Below are 14,597 nucleotides of genomic sequence, written 5' to 3' on the forward strand. Positions count from 1 at the left end.
CGGCAACCGCCCGCCGAGAGGAGAGAGCTGATGCTGCCCGAACCGGACCTGGCCGCCGTCGTGGACGAGCTGCGGCGGCTGCGCACCCGCGTGCCCCAGCTCACCGGCGCCCTGGCGGCGGGCGTGGACGGCCTGGTCGTCGCCCACGACACCCCCGGCGTCGACCCCGACGGGCTGGCGGCGCTCACCGCGGCCTCGCTGGGCGTCGCCGTCCGGCTCGCCGAAGCCACCGGCAACGGCGGCTTCCGGGAGCTGCTGGTGCGCGGCGAGCGCGGCTATGTCGCCACCTACGCGGCCGGGCGCACCGCCGTCCTGACACTCCTCGCGCAGGACCGGGTCAACGTGGGACGGCTGCACCTGGAGGGCCGTCGGGCCGGCGCCCGCGTCGGGGAGCTGCTCGACGCCGCCGAGGCCGAGGCCCGGCGCCGCCCGCCGGAGCGGCCCGCCCGGCCCGCGCCCGCCCGTACCCGCGCCGCCACCCGCACTCCGCGGGCCACGGCCACCGAAACACCTACCGCAACCGAGAGTTGAACCTCCGAAAGGACAGCAGAACCATGGCGAACACCGAAACGGCGCTGAAAGAGGCGCTCACCTCCATCGAGGGTGCCACCGGCGTCGCGCTCGTCGACTACACCAGCGGCATGGCGCTGGGCACGCTGGGCGGCAGCAAGACGTTCGACCTGAACGTGGCGGCCGCGGGCAACACCGACGTGATCCGCGCCAAGATGCGCACCATGGAGCACCTGGGGCTCAACGCCGAGATCGAGGACATCCTGATCACGCTGAGCGACCAGTACCACCTGATCCGCCTGCTCAAGGGCCGGGGCGGCAACGGTCTGTTCCTCTACCTGGTGCTGGACGGCCGGGCCAACCTGGCGATGGCCCGGCACCAGTTGAAGCGGATCGAGAGCGAGCTGGAGGTCTGAGCCGGACCTGAGCCGGTCTCCTGAGCTACACCGACGCCGTGGCACGGCGGCGGGCCCCGCCGGGGGTCGCGTCGCCCGCCGCGACCCCGGTGCTCCGCAGCCCCCGTACGGCCTTGCCGGCCGGGGCTCCGCCGCGTCGGTCCAGCCAGTCGACACGGACCCAGAGCAGCGCGTCCAGCGCCCGTTCGCGGCGCCCGAGCCACCCCGCCTTCAGCCTGAGCCCGGCGCCCGCACCGGCGAGCAGCAGCCCCCCGGCCACGGGCAGGGCGAAGGCGCTGCCGAGCGCGACGACGAAGGCGAGCAGCAGCCACCAGCGGTGTCCCCGGCGCCAGTTGCGCACGGTCACCGCGCGGTCCTGGAGCAGGTCGTACCGTCCCGCGCGGGTCGCCCCGGCGGCGAGGGCCGCGTACCGGGACCGGTGGGCCAGGGCGGTCACGGCGGCGGCCGCCACGAAGAGCGCGGCACCGGCCGCCGCTCCTACGAGGCGCCCGGTCAGCCCCTCCGGCACCGCGCCGATCACGGCCGCGAGCACCCCCAGCCGGACCAGTGGGGCGGCTCCCGCCCGTACGACGACGGCCACTCGGGCCAGTCCCTGTCCACCGCGCGCCACGTCGGCCTCCCGCGTCACCGTGTCTGACATTCGCGCGGCAGGTTAACGAGGGAACCTGAGACGAGCCTTAGAGCGCGCCGGTCACTCCACGAAGAGGCCCCGCGCCGAGGCCCGCGCGTCGAACTCCTCCAGCCGGGCCTGCGCGTCCGGCAGCCCGTCGCACAGCGCCTCCAGCAGGACCCGGCCCAGCAGCATCGGCGCGCACGCGGTGTCGAAGGCGAGCCCGGTGCCGACGGCGGCGGGCAGCAGGAGGTCGGAGTACTTGGCGACCGGCGCGAACGCGGAGTCGGCCACCGTGACGATCGTCAGCCCGGCCTCCCTGGCGTACGCGAGGGTGTCCAGCACCTCGCGCGGATGCCGGGGCAGCGCGAAGCAGAGCAGCGCGGAGGCACCGGCCCGTACGGCGGCGTCGATGCGGTCCTGCACCATCGAGCCGCCCTCGTCGAGCAGCCGGACGTCAGGGTGGACCTTGGCGGCGAAGTAGGCGAAGCCGAACGCCTGCGGGGCGGCAGCGCGCAGGCCCAGCACCAGCAGCGGGCGGGAGGCGGCCAGGACACGCCCTGCGCGCTCGACCGGGGCGGGGTCGGCGAGGAGTTCGGCGAGGTGGCGCAGGTTCTCGATCTCGGCCTCGACGGCCTGCTGGTACTCGTTGAACGCGCCGTTGTCGGCGGCCGGTTCGGCGGGGACGACCTCGCGCAGATGGCGGCGCAGCGCCGGGTAGCCGTCGAAGCCGAGGGCGACCGCGAACCGGGTGACGGAGGGCTGGCTGACCCCGGCCAGCTCGGCCAGCTCCACACTGGACAGGAACGGCACGTCGGCCGCGCGGCGCACCATGCTGTGCGCGATGCGGCGCTGGGTGGGCGTGAGCCGGTGCCCCTCGAAGAGCGCCTGCAACCGGTTCGCAGGGCTGTCGCTCGCGCTCATGCCGCGCTCCCCCTCCAGATGTCGTCGGGTCCCAGGCGCCCCCGCGCGGAAAGTACGGAGGGTACAGCGCCGGGGCGGGGTGGGGCAGCGTCGCCTATTCAGCCACAGCACCCCTTGCATACCTTTATACAGCGCGGCGGGCGGCCCGTCAGTCGGCCAGCAGATCCTCCGGCGCGGACCGGGCGATCCCGGCCAGCGCGTCCAGGGCGGCCCTGAGCACGTCGGCGGTCGGGGAGGCGAGGGCGAGCCGGACCGCGTGCGGGGCGCTGTCGCGGCGGACGGCGAAGGCGGCGGCCGGGGCGACGGCGATGCCGTGCCGCGCGGCGGCGGCGACGAAGGTGTCCGCGCGCCAGCCCTCGGGCAGCCGCCACCAGCAGTGGTAGGCGCGGGGGTCGCCGTGCACGTCGAAGCCGTCGAGCCGCTGGGCCGCGAGTGCCTGCCGTTCGGCCGCGTCCCGGCGCTTGTCGGCCACGAGCCGGTCGGCGGTGCCGTCGCGTTGCCAGCGGCGCATGACCTCCAGGGTGAAGCGCATCGGGGTCCAGCCGCCCGAGCGCAGTGCGGTGGCCAGGGCGTCGGTGCGGGTCGGGGGTGCGACGAGGAAGCCGAGGGTGAGGCCGGGGGCGACGCGCTTGGAGAGGCTGTCGACCAGCACGGTCCGCTCGGGCAACAGGGCGGCGAAGGGCGGGAGTTCACCGCGCAGGAACCCCCAGACCGCGTCCTCCACCACGGGCAGGTCCAGCCGGGTCAGCACCTCGGCGAGCGCGGCCAGCCGGGCGGGCGGTGCGGTGAGCGAGAGCGGGTTGTGCAGCGTCGGCTGCGTGTAGACGGCGTGCAGCGGGGCGCGCCGGTGCGCCTGCTCGACGGCACCGGGGACGAGCCCCTCCTCGTCCATGGCGAGCGGTACGAGGGTGACGCCGAGGCGGGCGGCGACGGTACGGATGACGGGGTACGTCAGCTCCTCCACCCCGAGCCGGCCGCCGGGCGGGACCAGGGCGGCGACGGCGGCGGAGACGGCCTGGCGGCCGTTCCCGGCGAACAGGACTAGGCCGGGGTCGGGGCGCCAGCCGCCTCGGGCGAGCAGGTCGGCGGCGGCTTCTCGGGCGGCGGGGGTGCCGGCGGCGCCGACCGGGCGGAGGGCGTCGCCGAGGATGTCGGGGCGGGTGAGCGGGGCGAGGCCCTCGGCCAACAGGGCCGGGTGGCCGGGCAGGTTGGAGTGGTTCAGCTCCAAGTCGACGCGGGCGGCGGCCGGTTCGGTGAGGGCGGGGGCGGCGGCCTCGGCTCCGGCGCGGACGTAGGTGCCCCGGCCGACCTCGCCGACGGTGAGGCCGCGGCGGGCGAGTTCGCGGTAGACGCGGGTGGCGGTGGAGTCGGCGATGCCATGCCGCCGGGCGAACGTCCGCTGCGGGGGCAGCCGGTCGCCGGGGCGGAGGGCGCCGCTGCGGATCTCCTCGGCCACCGCGTCGGCCACGCTCCGGTAGTCGCTCACTCGGGCCCCCTCCCACGACATTGCCCTGAGAACAATAGTGGCTATTGCACCGAGATTTGAGGGCCCATAGCCTCAAGGCAATACCGCTCACGCACCCAACGGGGGGACTTCCCATGCTCATCGAGCCCAGCGCTGCCCTGGGGGTGACGGTGGTGGCCCTCGGGATGGTCCTCACACCGGGCCCGAACATGATCTACCTGGTCTCCCGCAGCATCACCCAGGGCAGACGCGCCGGGCTCATCTCCCTCGGCGGGGTCGCCCTCGGCTTCGTCGCCTACCTCCTGGCGGCCAACCTCGGCCTCTCGGTGCTCTTCCTCGCGGTACCGGAGCTGTACGTCGCGGTGAAGCTGGCCGGCGCGGGATACCTCGCGTATCTGGCCTGGTCGGCGCTGCGGCCGGGCGGGGTCTCGGTGTTCACCCCGCGCGAGGTGCCCCCGGACTCCCCGCGCCGCCTCTTCACGATGGGCCTGATGACGAACCTCCTCAACCCGAAGATCGCCATCATGTACGTGTCCCTGATCCCCCAGTTCGTCGACCTGGACCGGGGCCATGTCCTCACCCAGGGCCTCCTCCTGGGCGCCTGCCAGATCGCGGTGAGCGTGACGGTGAACCTCGCCATCGTCCTCGCCGCCGGCACCATCGCCACGTTCCTGTCCCGCCGCCCGTCCTGGCTGAAGTTCCAGCGGTACGCGATGGGCACGGTCCTGGGAGCACTGGCCATCACCTTGGCGGTGGACACGTCGGGTCCGAGCGCGACGAGCTGAGATCCCGCAAGAAAGCCCCGTAGAAGAACATTCGCGGGGACCGCCGCACCCCCGGTGAAGGGGGGCGGGACGACGGCGGTCCCCGCGAAGGACGCGGGTCGGGTCAGGCCCGTGCGCGTCCGAGGCGCCGTGGGAGGTCCGGGAGCCGCTCCGGAGGTTCCTGGGCGCCGTTCGGCGCCGGCACGGGCGGGGAGCCGCTCCCGCCCTTGCCGACGCCCACTACTGTGCCGGGCCCGTGTTAAGCACGTGCTGCGCGCACGTGACACGCTCGTGCCGCTTGGGCCACGGCCCGGTCAAAGGCGGTCAGTGATGGGCGCCCTTGGCGAGGAAGGACAGCAGGTCCTGGCGGCTGACCACGCCGGTCGGCTTGCCCTCGACCAGGACGATCGCCGCGTCGGCCGCGCCGAGTACGGACATCAGGTCGCCCACCGGCTCGCCGGAGCCGACCTGCGGCAGCGGGGCCGACATGTGCTTCTCCAGGGGGTCGCCGAGCGAGGCCCGCTGGGAGAACAGCGCGTCCAGCAGCTCGCGCTCCACGACCGAGCCGACGACCTCGGCGGCCATCACGTCCGGGTGACCGGCGCCCGGCTTCACGACCGGCATCTGCGAGACGCCGTACTCGCGCAGCACCTCGATGGCCTGGCCGACCGTTTCCTCCGGGTGCATGTGGACCAGGGACGGGATGACACCGCCGGCCTTGTCCTTGAGCACGTCGGCGACGCGGGCGCTGGGGCCCTCGTCCTCCAGGAAGCCGTAGTCGGCCATCCACTCGTCGTTGAAGATCTTCGACAGGTAGCCGCGGCCGCTGTCCGGGAGCAGCACGACGACCACGTCGTCCGGGCCGAGGTCCTCGGCGACGCGCAGCGCGGCAACGACCGCCATGCCGCAGGAGCCGCCGACCAGCAGGCCCTCCTCCTTGGCGAGGCGGCGGGTCATCTGGAAGGCGTCCTTGTCGGAGACCGGCACGATCCCGTCGGCCACGTTCCGGTCGTAGGCGGACGGCCAGAAGTCCTCGCCGACGCCCTCGATCAGGTACGGGCGGCCCGAGCCGCCGGAGTAGACGGAGCCCTCCGGGTCGGCGCCGATGACCTTGACCTTGCCGCCGCTGGCGTCCTTGAGGTAGTTGCCGGTGCCGGAGATGGTGCCGCCGGTGCCGACGCCCGCCACGAAGTGGGTGATCTTCCCGTCCGTCTGCTCCCACAGCTCGGGGCCGGTCGAGTGATAGTGCGAGAGCGGGTTGTTCGGGTTGGAGTACTGGTCGGGCTTCCACGCGCCCGGCGTCTCACGGACCAGCCGGTCGGACACGTTGTAGTACGAGTCCGGGTGCTCGGGGTCCACGGCGGTCGGGCAGACCACGACCTCGGCGCCGTACGCGCGCAGCACGTTGATCTTGTCCATGCTGACCTTGTCGGGGCACACGAAGATGCACTTGTACCCCTTCTGCTGCGCCACGATGGCGAGCCCGACACCGGTGTTGCCGCTGGTCGGCTCGACGATCGTGCCCCCGGGCTTCAGCTCCCCGCTCGCCTCCGCCGCCTCGATCATGCGCAGGGCGATGCGGTCCTTCACGGAACCGCCGGGGTTGAAGTACTCCACCTTGGCCAGGACGGTGGCCTGGATGCCCTCGGTCACGTTGTTGAGCCTCACCAGCGGGGTGTTGCCGACGAGGCTGATCATCGAGTCGTGGAAATGCACCGTTGTCTCCGGTTGCTTGCAAAAAACTGTGGTCGTCGTGGTTGTGCCAGCCTACGGCCAGCGGGAGGAGATGCGGACGGGCCTTCACTCCGTGTGGAGATTGGCGCACATGCCGTACGGGGCAAGGAGTGGGTACGGCTACGAGGAGGTGGCGGCGACGCATGACGAGCATGTCGAGGGCGAGAGTGGCCCGGCGCATCGCGGCCGGGGCGGCGTACGGCGGCGGCGGGGTCGGACTGGTGGGCGCGGCCGCCGTCGGACTGCTGCTGACGGAGATGCGGATGGCGCGGCGCCATGTGAACAACGGCGGCGCCAGCGGCCGGGTCCCCCTGGCGGACGGTGTGTACGGCGCGGGGTACGGGCGCTTCGGCGAGCCCCCGCTGCGGCTGGCGATGCTGGGCGACTCCACGGCCGCCGGGCAGGGCGTGCACCGGGCGGGCCAGACACCGGGCGCGCTGCTGGCCGCCGGGCTGGCGGCGGTGGCGGAGCGGCCGGTCTCGCTGCGCAACGTCGCCCTGCCGGGCGCCACCTCGGACGACCTGGAACGACAGGTGGCGCTGGTGCTGGCCGCCCCGATCACCGCGCCCGACATCTGCGTGATCATGATCGGCGCCAACGACGTCACCCGCCGCATCCCGCCCACCCGCTCGGTGCGCCACCTGTCGGCGACGGTACGGCGGCTGCGCTCGGCCGGTGCCGAGGTGGTGGTCGGCACCTGTCCCGACCTCGGCACCATCGAGCCGGTGCGGCAGCCGCTGCGCTGGCTGGCCCGGCGCGCCTCACGGCAGCTCGCGGCGGCGCAGACCATCGGGGCGGTGGAGCAGGGCGGCCGGACGGTGTCGCTGGGCGACCTGCTGGGCCCGGAGTTCGCGGCCAACCCCCGCGAGCTGTTCGGCCCGGACCACTACCACCCCTCGGCCGAGGGGTACGCGACGGCGGCGATGGCGGTGCTGCCCACCCTCTGCGCGGCGCTCGGCCTGTGGCCGGCCGAGGAGGAGCAGCCGGACGCCTCGCGCCGGGAGGGCTTCCTGCCCGTGGCCCGCGCGGCCGCCGAGGCCGCGTCGGAGGCGGGTACGGAGGTCGCGGCGGCGATGCCGACCGGGCCGCGCGGCCCGTGGGCGCTGCTCAAGCGGCGCCGGCGCCGCCGGGTGCGGGAGACGGAACCGGTCACGCCCTCTGGCTGAAGCCGCGGGGCGGTGTGACACTGGCCAAGCAAGCGCTTAGACAATTGCGGCCAGTGTCACACCGCCGCACCGGTGACCCGGACCATACGTACGGGTAACTTCCGACTCGGCCCTGCCCGAATTCCCGCAAGCCTCTGGAGCCGTGATGCCCGAAGCCGTCATCGTGTCGACCGCCCGCTCGCCCATCGGCCGCGCCTTCAAGGGCTCCCTGAAGGACCTGCGCCCGGACGACCTCACCGCCACGATCATCCAGGCGGCGCTCGCCAAGGTCCCCGAGCTGGACCCCAGGGACATCGACGACCTGATGCTCGGCTGCGGCCTGCCCGGCGGCGAGCAGGGCAACAACCTCGGCCGGATCGTGGCCGTGCAGATGGGCATGGACCACCTGCCGGGCTGCACGATCACCCGTTACTGCTCCTCCTCGCTGCAGACCTCCCGGATGGCGCTGCACGCCATCAAGGCGGGCGAGGGCGACGTCTTCATCTCCGCCGGTGTGGAGATGGTCTCCCGCTTCGCCAAGGGCAACTCCGACAGCCTGCCGGACACGCGCAACCCGTTCTTCGCCGAGGCCGAGGCCCGCACCGCGGCCGTCGCCGAGCAGGAGGGCACCACCTGGCACGACCCGCGCGAGGACGGCCTGGTCCCGGACGCGTACATCGCCATGGGCCAGACCGCCGAGAACCTCGCCCGGCTCAAGGGCATCACCCGCCGGGAGATGGACGAGTTCGGCGTCCGCTCGCAGAACCTCGCCGAGGAAGCCATCAAGAACGGCTTCTGGGAGCGCGAGATCACCCCGGTCACGCTGCCCGACGGCACCGTGGTCGGCAAGGACGACGGCCCGCGCGCGGGCGTCAGCCTGGAGGGCGTCGAGGGCCTGAAGCCGGTGTTCCGCCCCGACGGCCTGGTCACCGCGGCCAACTGCTGCCCGCTGAACGACGGCGCCGCGGCCCTGGTCATCATGAGCGACACCAAGGCCCGCGAGCTGGGCCTGACCCCGCTCGCCCGCATCGTCTCCACCGGTGTCTCCGGCCTCTCCCCCGAGATCATGGGCCTCGGCCCGGTCGAGGCGAGCAAGCAGGCGCTGAGCCGCGCCGGGCTGAGCGTCGGCGACATCGACCTGGTCGAGATCAACGAGGCGTTCGCCGCCCAGGTGATCCCCTCCTACCAGGAGCTGGGCATCGACCTGGACAAGCTGAACGTCAACGGCGGTGCCATCGCGGTCGGCCACCCCTTCGGCATGACCGGCGCGCGCATCACCGGCACGCTGATCAATTCCCTGCAGTTCCACGACAAGCAGTTCGGTCTGGAGACCATGTGCGTCGGCGGCGGCCAGGGCATGGCCATGGTCATCGAGCGGCTCAGCTAAACCCCTTTTGATCGACCCTCGGTGACCATCTCCGCACGGTCGGTCGAGAACGGCCCAGAACCAGGTAAAGCCCCCTGGTTCTGGGCCGTTTTGTGATCCAATCTCCCCCAGGGTGTGACCTATCTCGCTCACTGGGGGAACGGCGCAGGTCAGTGCCGTGACCCGAGTGACACCCGAGGCCGCCGGGACCAAAACCCTGTCCGTTTCGTGACGTTACGCACTGACAGGCGGTCAGTCCACCCATCAAGCTGAGGTAGGAAGTCGGGGGTCGACTTTGAACCTGGGAGTACGTCAGTGAGCGCCATGTCCATCGCCCTGCTGCTCACCACGGCCGCCACGGGCGCCGTGGGCGTCGCCGTCCTGTGCACCGTGCTGCGGCTGCGCCGCCAGATCGCCGAGCTGCACACGCAGCTCGCCGCGAACCAGGCGGCCGAGATCCGCGCGCTGCTGCCCGCGGCCCGCACCACCGCCGACGCGGAGGAGATACGCGAGGCCGTGGCCGCCGCGCTCGCCGAGGAGCGGGAGCGCGAGCTGGCCGAGGCCCGCGCCTTCTGGGCCGCGCAGGAGGTCCGCGACCTCTCCGACGCGCCGCCCCCGCTGTACGGCCTGGACGCCGATACGTTCCTGCCCCGCGCGTCCGACTTCGCGGGCCTGGAGCCCGTCTCGGAGCCGGTGGTCGAGCCGGACGAGTTCGCCGGCGACTCCCCCGAGCTGGCCGCGGCCCGCCGCCGCCACCCCTCGCACCCGGACTTCGTCCCCGTGCAGTCGCCGGTGGGCGACGAGGAGGACCGCGCCGTCACCATCCTGGAGCGGCTCTCCGTGGAGGGCACCGCCCTCGCCGACGTCCGCCCCGGCCCGCTGGGCACGCTGGACGTCTATGTCTTCGCCGACGGCACCACGCTGTGCATGACGCCGGGCCACCGCGAGACCGCCGAACGGCTGGCCGCCGCGCTCCAGGAGGGCGAGGCCCCCTGTCTGCTGGGCGGCTCGGGCATCTCCGGCGCCTTCACCCTGACCTTCGCCTGCGGCGAGGAGACGGTGTACGTCCTCGCCGACCGGGTCATCGCCTCGCTGTAGGGCCCGCCCCTCAGACCCCGGCCCGCTTGCGGGCCTCCTCGACCAGCTCGACGGCCTCCGCGAGCTGGTCCTCGCCCTGCAGCGCGACCGCCAGGTCGTGCCCGGCCACCGTGATCTGGTCGGCCGCCGCGAACATCCCGGCGTCCGGCATCTCCCGCGGCTCGCTGCCCGGCTCCTCCAGCTCCTGCGCCCGCCGGGCCAGCTCCCGCGCCACCGCCAGCGCCTCGGCGGCCGCGCCGCGCTGCAGCCGGCTCTGCGGGGCGGCCCGCAGCCGGTCGGCGAAGAGTTCCACTGCTTTGGTCAGGGGCGTCGTATCCAGCACGGGCCGAGCGTAACGCGGGCACTGTTGCCAAGCGGCCCGTGCTCGGGCACGGTGACCTGAAGGACCGGCCTTAATTTCCCTTGTGTCCGGAGGCGCCGATGTCCCAAGTCTTCTCCGAGGAGACCCACCGCAACCTGCTCGCCCGCATCCCGCACTGCACCGGCCGTGAAGTCACCGACTGGCTGCGCACCGTCGACGAGGGGCCGTCCCTCTTCCGCTTCGAGGACAAGGTCAACTGGCTCCGGCACGAGCACAACCTCGCGTACGGCCACGCCAAGGCGATCATCCACGAGTACGACCTGAGGAGGGCCGCGCGGAAGCTGGGCTGACCGCCCCGCCCCCCGCACATGACGGAGGGCCCCCGGCGCGTCTGCACCGGGGGCCCTCCGTCGCGTCGAAAGCGCTAGTCGTTGTTGCTGAAGATGGCGACCAGGCGCAGCATCTCCAGGTAGATCCAGACCAGGGACACGGTGAGTCCGAAGGCGGCGAGCCAGGACTCCTCGCGCGGGGCGCCGTAGGCGATGCCGTCCTCGATCTGCTTGAAGTCCAGCGTCAGGAAGAACGCGCCGAGCAGGATGGCGATGACGCCGACGATCGCGCCCAGCGGGCCCATGCCGCGCAGACCGCCGTCCGGGGCGACCCCGAACGCGACCAGCAGCAGGTTGACCACCATGGCCAGCACGAACGCGATGGCGATGGCCATGCCGATCCGGGCGTACCGCGCGGTGACGCGAATCCAGCCGGCCTTGTAGACCAGCAGGGTGGCGGCGGAGACCGCCATGGTGCCGAGCACCGCCTGGAAGGGCGCGCCGCTCCAGCGGCTGTTGTACATCTCGCTGATGACCCCGAGGAAGACGCCCTCGAAGGCCGCGTAACCCAGGATCAGCGCGGGCGACGGCTTGCGCTTGAAGCTCTGCACCAGGCCCAGGACCATGGCGACGATCGCGGACCCGAAGGCCAGGCCGAAGCTGGTCGTGGAGACCGGCAGCAGGGCCCACGCGAGCACCGCGCCGAGGACGACGACACCCAGCGTGGTCGCCGAGCGGACGATCACGTCGTCCATCGTCATCCGGCCGGCCGCGGGCGGCGCCTGCGGCGGCGCACCCTGGCCGACGGTGGTCTGCGCGTACGGGTTCTGCGCATACGGGTTCTGGCCGTACGGGTTGCCCTGCGCGTACCCGGCCTGCGGTGCGGTGTCGAAGCCTGCGTAGCCGTTGTCGCGGCCGAACCCTCGGCGCGAGAAGACCGGGTTGCTGCTCCTCATTTCACTCCTCCATGGCTGCCGTGCGCAGCCTTGGCTCAAGAGTAATGGATTGGCAAAGGACCGTCAGTGCTCCTCAAGGAGGATCTTTCCTTCGCCGTGCTTGACCAACGCACCACGCGGAAGCCATGTTCCCGGACCGGCCCTTTTATATGCGCAGGCCCGTGCAGGCCCGCGCGGAAGAGGCCGGCCGCCGGTCCCCCGCGGGAGGCGCTCGCGGGAACCGGCGGCCGGCCGGGAGGGACGGTCGGACCGGGGTCAGTGGCCCGGCCAGCCGTCCAGTCGGCGGTGCAGGGTGACGTCCGGCCGCTCGGTGCCCTTGGGCGCCTTGGCCACGGCCGCCTGGAGGACGCCGTTCACCTCGCCCGCGAGGGCGTCCACCCGCTGCTGCAGCTCGGTGGCGGGCAGCGTGGACCGGGTCAGCGCGTCCAGCCTGCGGTGGATGTCGGCAAGCCGGCGCCGGGCCCCGGCGTCCAGGGTGAGCCGGTGCGGCGTCGAGACGACGAACTGGTAGGCGCCGGCCAGCGTCTGGCAGCCGTCGCAGTACTTGTTGGCCGCGTCGCTGACGTTGACCGCCTTCAGGTGGTGCGCGTCCCCGGCGACCGTGACGATCTGGAAGGACAGCGCGACCGAGCGGCAGTGGTCGTCCACCGAGCAGCCCATGGAGACGGCGCGCGCCTGGTTGCGTACGGAGGTCGCGTCGACCTTGCCGAACTGGCGGATGGTGAAGGAGTCGCGGGCCTGGGTGTGGTGGAGCCGGTTGGCGTTCGTGAACACGCTGTCCGACACCACGGCGGCCGACCGCGCGGGCCCGGTCGCGGCGTGCGCCGGGACGGCGGTGGCCACGCCCGCCGCACCGGCGGCGAGAAGGACGGTACGGACGGCCCGCCCGTTGAACGGACTGCTGCGTGGTTTCCGGTGGCTGCTCATGGGTTCTCTCCCGAGGAATGAATGAAGGACGTGCTGATGAGGGGCCGCGACGGGGATCAGGACGTGGACACCGGGGCCGGTGAATCGGTGGTCGGCGGCGTCGAGGGCTCGGGGGTCGGCGTCGGGGCCGCGCTCTCCGACGGGACCGACGACGTCTCCGTGACCGGGGGCGGCGACTGCTGCGGGGGCGGATCGCCCCCCGTGGCCGGGCCGCTGCTGCTCTCGCTCTGCCGGGGCCCGTCCTCACCGCGCGTCGGCTTGTCCGGTGCCGTCGACGCGGCGGCCGACGGCTGCGGCGCGGAGGCGGAGGCATCCGCCGAGGCCCCGGCGCTCGGGTCCCCCGGCTTGCCCTCGGCCGGTGCTCCCGGCGAGACCGAGGGCTCACCGGAGGCGGCGCCCGGCCCGCCGGAGGTGCCCTCCGGACCGGCGCCCGGTGTCGAGGCGTCCGGGGACGGCGGTGGTGTGGTGGGCACCCCCGGCTGGAGGATCGGCGCGATGGGCGGCTTCTTCGGCAACGGCTGCGGGGTCACCCCGGACGACCAGGCGTACGCGAGCCCGCCGAGCCCGGCGAGCAGCACCCCGCACAGCGCGACACGCAGCGTCGGCCGGCCGGCCGTGGAGCGCTTGGCCAGCCGGAACAGCCGGCCGCCGATCTTCACCGAGAGATAGAGGACACCGGCCATCGGGAACAGCAGCATCAGCGTGCCGAGCACCCCGACCAGGCCGGACAGCACGTCCCCCGACGCGAACGCCGACCCCGTGCCGGTGACCTGCTCGGTGAGCGAGCGGATCATCGTGCTGATGATCCGGGGCAGGTTCCACAGCCCGTAGCCCAGCTCGCCGATGATCAGCGGCACCATGGTCAGCACCCAGGTGGCGACGATGGTGCGCGCGGACTTCTTCAGCCCCGCGACCTCCTGGCGGGCCGACTGCCCCCGCTTCCCCGGCACCAGGGAGAGCAGGATCGGCTTGATCTTGCCGTACAGGTCCGGGACGCCCGCGAGGTCGCCCAGGATGTAGTAGCCGTCCAGGCGGACGGCGGGCATGAGCTGTTCCAGGATCTCGAAGTGGCCGAGGTAGACCGCGGCCAGGAAGAACTGCTCCCCGGTGGCGAAGTAGGCGCCGGCCATGGCCAGCATGAAGACGACGTTGAAGTACACCCCGCCGAAGTCGGTGCGGATGCGCCCGGCCTTGCCGATCCGGTAGACGTCGGTGACGTCGGTGTACATCGACGGCCAGATGAGGAAGAGCCCGCAGCCGATGCAGCCGGGTCTCGCTCCGCCGTACCGGCACGCGGAGGCGTGGCCGAACTCGTGGAAGACGAGCGAGGCCACGGTGAGCACGAAGACCAGCAGGATGAGCACCGGCTGGTCCAGCACCTCCAGCACCGGCTCGATCGCGCCGAAGAAGCCGAACAGCCAGACGTCCAGGACGACGGCCGCCAGCAGCACCGCCGCGACCACCGCCGGTCGGTGCAGCCAGGCGAACGACTTGGCGATCCGGGCGGTGCGCCGCTCGTCGAAGATGACCCGGTGGCCCTTGAGGGCGAGCAGCAGGTCGGAGCGCGGGGCGTCGACCTCGTCGCTCTCCTGACCCTCCGGGACCGTCACGCCCAGCGGGTCGAGCTTGTTCTCCACGAGGTAGCGGATGTTCTCCCCGCTGACCTCGCGGCCGAAGCGGGCGCTGACCCGGTGGGCGATCGTGTCGTCGTCGCGGACCCCGTCGACGGACGACGCCACCAGGTACAGCAGGCGTGAGAGCTGCACGACCTGCCCGTCCCCCCGACGGGCGATGTACTTGGGCTCGGTGAAGCCCGAGCCCTGGTACTCACCGTGCAGCCGCAGCCCCGCGCTCAGCCGCGGAACGGGCCGGACCGGCACCCCGGCGACCGGCAGGCTGCCGGTCGCCACCTGCTCGTACGTCACCGGCCAGCCACCGGGTCCGGGCAGCGGTCCGGTGTCGTACAGCGTGGTCGTGCCGTTCCCCAGCACCGTCATCCGTGGTCTCCCCCCACCTTGACGCCACATCGATGCCGCCGCGCTTCCCCCGGCA

Annotated in this window: 15 protein-coding genes; 7 read left to right on the plus strand and 8 right to left on the minus strand. The window is 72.9% G+C overall.

Features of this window, described 5'->3' with window-relative positions; all coding sequences use genetic code 11:
- The first annotated feature begins 30 nt into the window (after positions 1 to 30).
- Together E5083_RS22925 and E5083_RS22930 are read left to right on the plus strand one after the other, a co-directional pair.
- A complete protein-coding gene (locus tag E5083_RS22925) occupies positions 31 to 531 on the plus strand; it encodes a roadblock/LC7 domain-containing protein (RefSeq protein ID WP_135787594.1) in 501 nt (166 codons plus the stop codon).
- Positions 532 to 554: 23 nt separating this feature from the next.
- Complete coding sequence (locus tag E5083_RS22930; RefSeq protein ID WP_030814321.1) at positions 555 to 926, plus strand: roadblock/LC7 domain-containing protein; 372 nt, start codon at positions 555 to 557, stop codon at positions 924 to 926.
- Between the two features lie 25 nt (positions 927 to 951).
- Here E5083_RS22930 and E5083_RS22935 read toward each other — a convergent pair whose 3' ends face one another.
- The 3 genes from E5083_RS22935 to E5083_RS22945 all read right to left on the minus strand — a co-directional run bounded on the left by E5083_RS22935 (position 952) and on the right by E5083_RS22945 (position 3,946).
- Positions 952 to 1,566, minus strand: a complete 615-nt coding sequence (locus E5083_RS22935) for a hypothetical protein (RefSeq protein ID WP_244317630.1) — start codon at positions 1,564 to 1,566, stop codon at positions 952 to 954.
- 51 nt (positions 1,567 to 1,617) lie between these two features.
- On the minus strand, positions 1,618 to 2,460 hold the full coding sequence (locus tag E5083_RS22940; RefSeq protein ID WP_135787595.1) for a MurR/RpiR family transcriptional regulator: 843 nt from the start codon (positions 2,458 to 2,460) through the stop codon (positions 1,618 to 1,620).
- A gap of 148 nt (positions 2,461 to 2,608) precedes the next feature.
- Positions 2,609 to 3,946, minus strand: coding sequence for an aminotransferase-like domain-containing protein (locus E5083_RS22945; protein ID WP_135787596.1), 1,338 nt, complete (start codon positions 3,944 to 3,946; stop codon positions 2,609 to 2,611).
- Positions 3,947 to 4,059: 113 nt separating this feature from the next.
- On the opposite strand from E5083_RS22945, the gene E5083_RS22950 reads away from it, so the two are divergent.
- On the plus strand, positions 4,060 to 4,710 hold the full coding sequence (locus tag E5083_RS22950) for a LysE family translocator (protein ID WP_135787597.1): 651 nt from the start codon (positions 4,060 to 4,062) through the stop codon (positions 4,708 to 4,710).
- 303 nt (positions 4,711 to 5,013) lie between these two features.
- On the opposite strand, the gene E5083_RS22955 is transcribed toward E5083_RS22950, so the two are convergent.
- Complete coding sequence (locus tag E5083_RS22955) at positions 5,014 to 6,405, minus strand: cystathionine beta-synthase (RefSeq protein ID WP_135787598.1); 1,392 nt, start codon at positions 6,403 to 6,405, stop codon at positions 5,014 to 5,016.
- Positions 6,406 to 6,566: 161 nt separating this feature from the next.
- Here E5083_RS22955 and E5083_RS22960 point away from each other — a divergent pair, with 161 nt between their 5' ends.
- The 3 genes from E5083_RS22960 (at position 6,567) to E5083_RS22970 (ending at position 10,032) form a co-directional block, all read left to right on the plus strand.
- Positions 6,567 to 7,589, plus strand: coding sequence for an SGNH/GDSL hydrolase family protein (locus E5083_RS22960; protein WP_208754129.1), 1,023 nt, complete (start codon positions 6,567 to 6,569; stop codon positions 7,587 to 7,589).
- Positions 7,590 to 7,734: 145 nt separating this feature from the next.
- On the plus strand, positions 7,735 to 8,955 hold the full coding sequence (locus tag E5083_RS22965) for an acetyl-CoA C-acetyltransferase (protein WP_135787599.1): 1,221 nt from the start codon (positions 7,735 to 7,737) through the stop codon (positions 8,953 to 8,955).
- A 294-nt stretch (positions 8,956 to 9,249) separates the two neighbouring features.
- Positions 9,250 to 10,032, plus strand: coding sequence for a hypothetical protein (locus E5083_RS22970; protein ID WP_135787600.1), 783 nt, complete (start codon positions 9,250 to 9,252; stop codon positions 10,030 to 10,032).
- A 10-nt stretch (positions 10,033 to 10,042) separates the two neighbouring features.
- On the opposite strand, the gene E5083_RS22975 is transcribed toward E5083_RS22970, so the two are convergent.
- On the minus strand, positions 10,043 to 10,354 hold the full coding sequence (locus tag E5083_RS22975; protein ID WP_207229147.1) for a hypothetical protein: 312 nt from the start codon (positions 10,352 to 10,354) through the stop codon (positions 10,043 to 10,045).
- Between the two features lie 98 nt (positions 10,355 to 10,452).
- Here E5083_RS22975 and E5083_RS22980 point away from each other — a divergent pair, with 98 nt between their 5' ends.
- The gene (locus tag E5083_RS22980; RefSeq protein WP_086690129.1) at positions 10,453 to 10,683 is read left to right on the plus strand and encodes a DUF4287 domain-containing protein; all 231 of its coding nucleotides are present in this window, start codon (positions 10,453 to 10,455) and stop codon (positions 10,681 to 10,683) included.
- A gap of 74 nt (positions 10,684 to 10,757) precedes the next feature.
- Here the strand turns inward: E5083_RS22980 and E5083_RS22985 are convergent, their stop codons facing one another.
- From E5083_RS22985 to E5083_RS22995, 3 genes are all read right to left on the minus strand, one after another.
- Complete coding sequence (locus E5083_RS22985; protein WP_135787601.1) at positions 10,758 to 11,618, minus strand: Bax inhibitor-1/YccA family protein; 861 nt, start codon at positions 11,616 to 11,618, stop codon at positions 10,758 to 10,760.
- Positions 11,619 to 11,873: 255 nt separating this feature from the next.
- The gene (locus E5083_RS22990) at positions 11,874 to 12,545 is read right to left on the minus strand and encodes a hypothetical protein (protein WP_135787602.1); all 672 of its coding nucleotides are present in this window, start codon (positions 12,543 to 12,545) and stop codon (positions 11,874 to 11,876) included.
- Between the two features lie 56 nt (positions 12,546 to 12,601).
- Positions 12,602 to 14,542, minus strand: coding sequence for a zinc metalloprotease (locus E5083_RS22995; protein WP_135787603.1), 1,941 nt, complete (start codon positions 14,540 to 14,542; stop codon positions 12,602 to 12,604).
- Between the last annotated feature and the right edge of the window lie 55 nt (positions 14,543 to 14,597).

Origin of the sequence: Streptomyces bauhiniae (assembly GCF_004784475.1) — a bacterium.
Lineage (GTDB): Bacteria > Actinomycetota > Actinomycetes > Streptomycetales > Streptomycetaceae > Streptomyces > Streptomyces seoulensis.

Bases quoted from the DNA above. Each gene is read 5' to 3' on its own strand.
- E5083_RS22925 (WP_135787594.1), top strand. From the start codon at position 31: ATGCTGCCCGAACCGGACCTGGCCGCCGTCGTGGACGAGCTGCGGCGG.
- E5083_RS22930 (WP_030814321.1), top strand. From the start codon at position 555: ATGGCGAACACCGAAACGGCGCTGAAAGAGGCGCTCACCTCCATCGAG.
- E5083_RS22935 (WP_244317630.1), bottom strand. From the start codon at position 1,566: ATGTCAGACACGGTGACGCGGGAGGCCGACGTGGCGCGCGGTGGACAG.
- E5083_RS22940 (WP_135787595.1), bottom strand. From the start codon at position 2,460: ATGAGCGCGAGCGACAGCCCTGCGAACCGGTTGCAGGCGCTCTTCGAG.
- E5083_RS22950 (WP_135787597.1), top strand. From the start codon at position 4,060: ATGCTCATCGAGCCCAGCGCTGCCCTGGGGGTGACGGTGGTGGCCCTC.
- E5083_RS22960 (WP_208754129.1), top strand. From the start codon at position 6,567: ATGACGAGCATGTCGAGGGCGAGAGTGGCCCGGCGCATCGCGGCCGGG.
- E5083_RS22965 (WP_135787599.1), top strand. From the start codon at position 7,735: ATGCCCGAAGCCGTCATCGTGTCGACCGCCCGCTCGCCCATCGGCCGC.
- E5083_RS22980 (WP_086690129.1), top strand. From the start codon at position 10,453: ATGTCCCAAGTCTTCTCCGAGGAGACCCACCGCAACCTGCTCGCCCGC.
- E5083_RS22985 (WP_135787601.1), bottom strand. From the start codon at position 11,618: ATGAGGAGCAGCAACCCGGTCTTCTCGCGCCGAGGGTTCGGCCGCGAC.
- E5083_RS22990 (WP_135787602.1), bottom strand. From the start codon at position 12,545: ATGAGCAGCCACCGGAAACCACGCAGCAGTCCGTTCAACGGGCGGGCC.
- E5083_RS22995 (WP_135787603.1), bottom strand. From the start codon at position 14,542: ATGACGGTGCTGGGGAACGGCACGACCACGCTGTACGACACCGGACCG.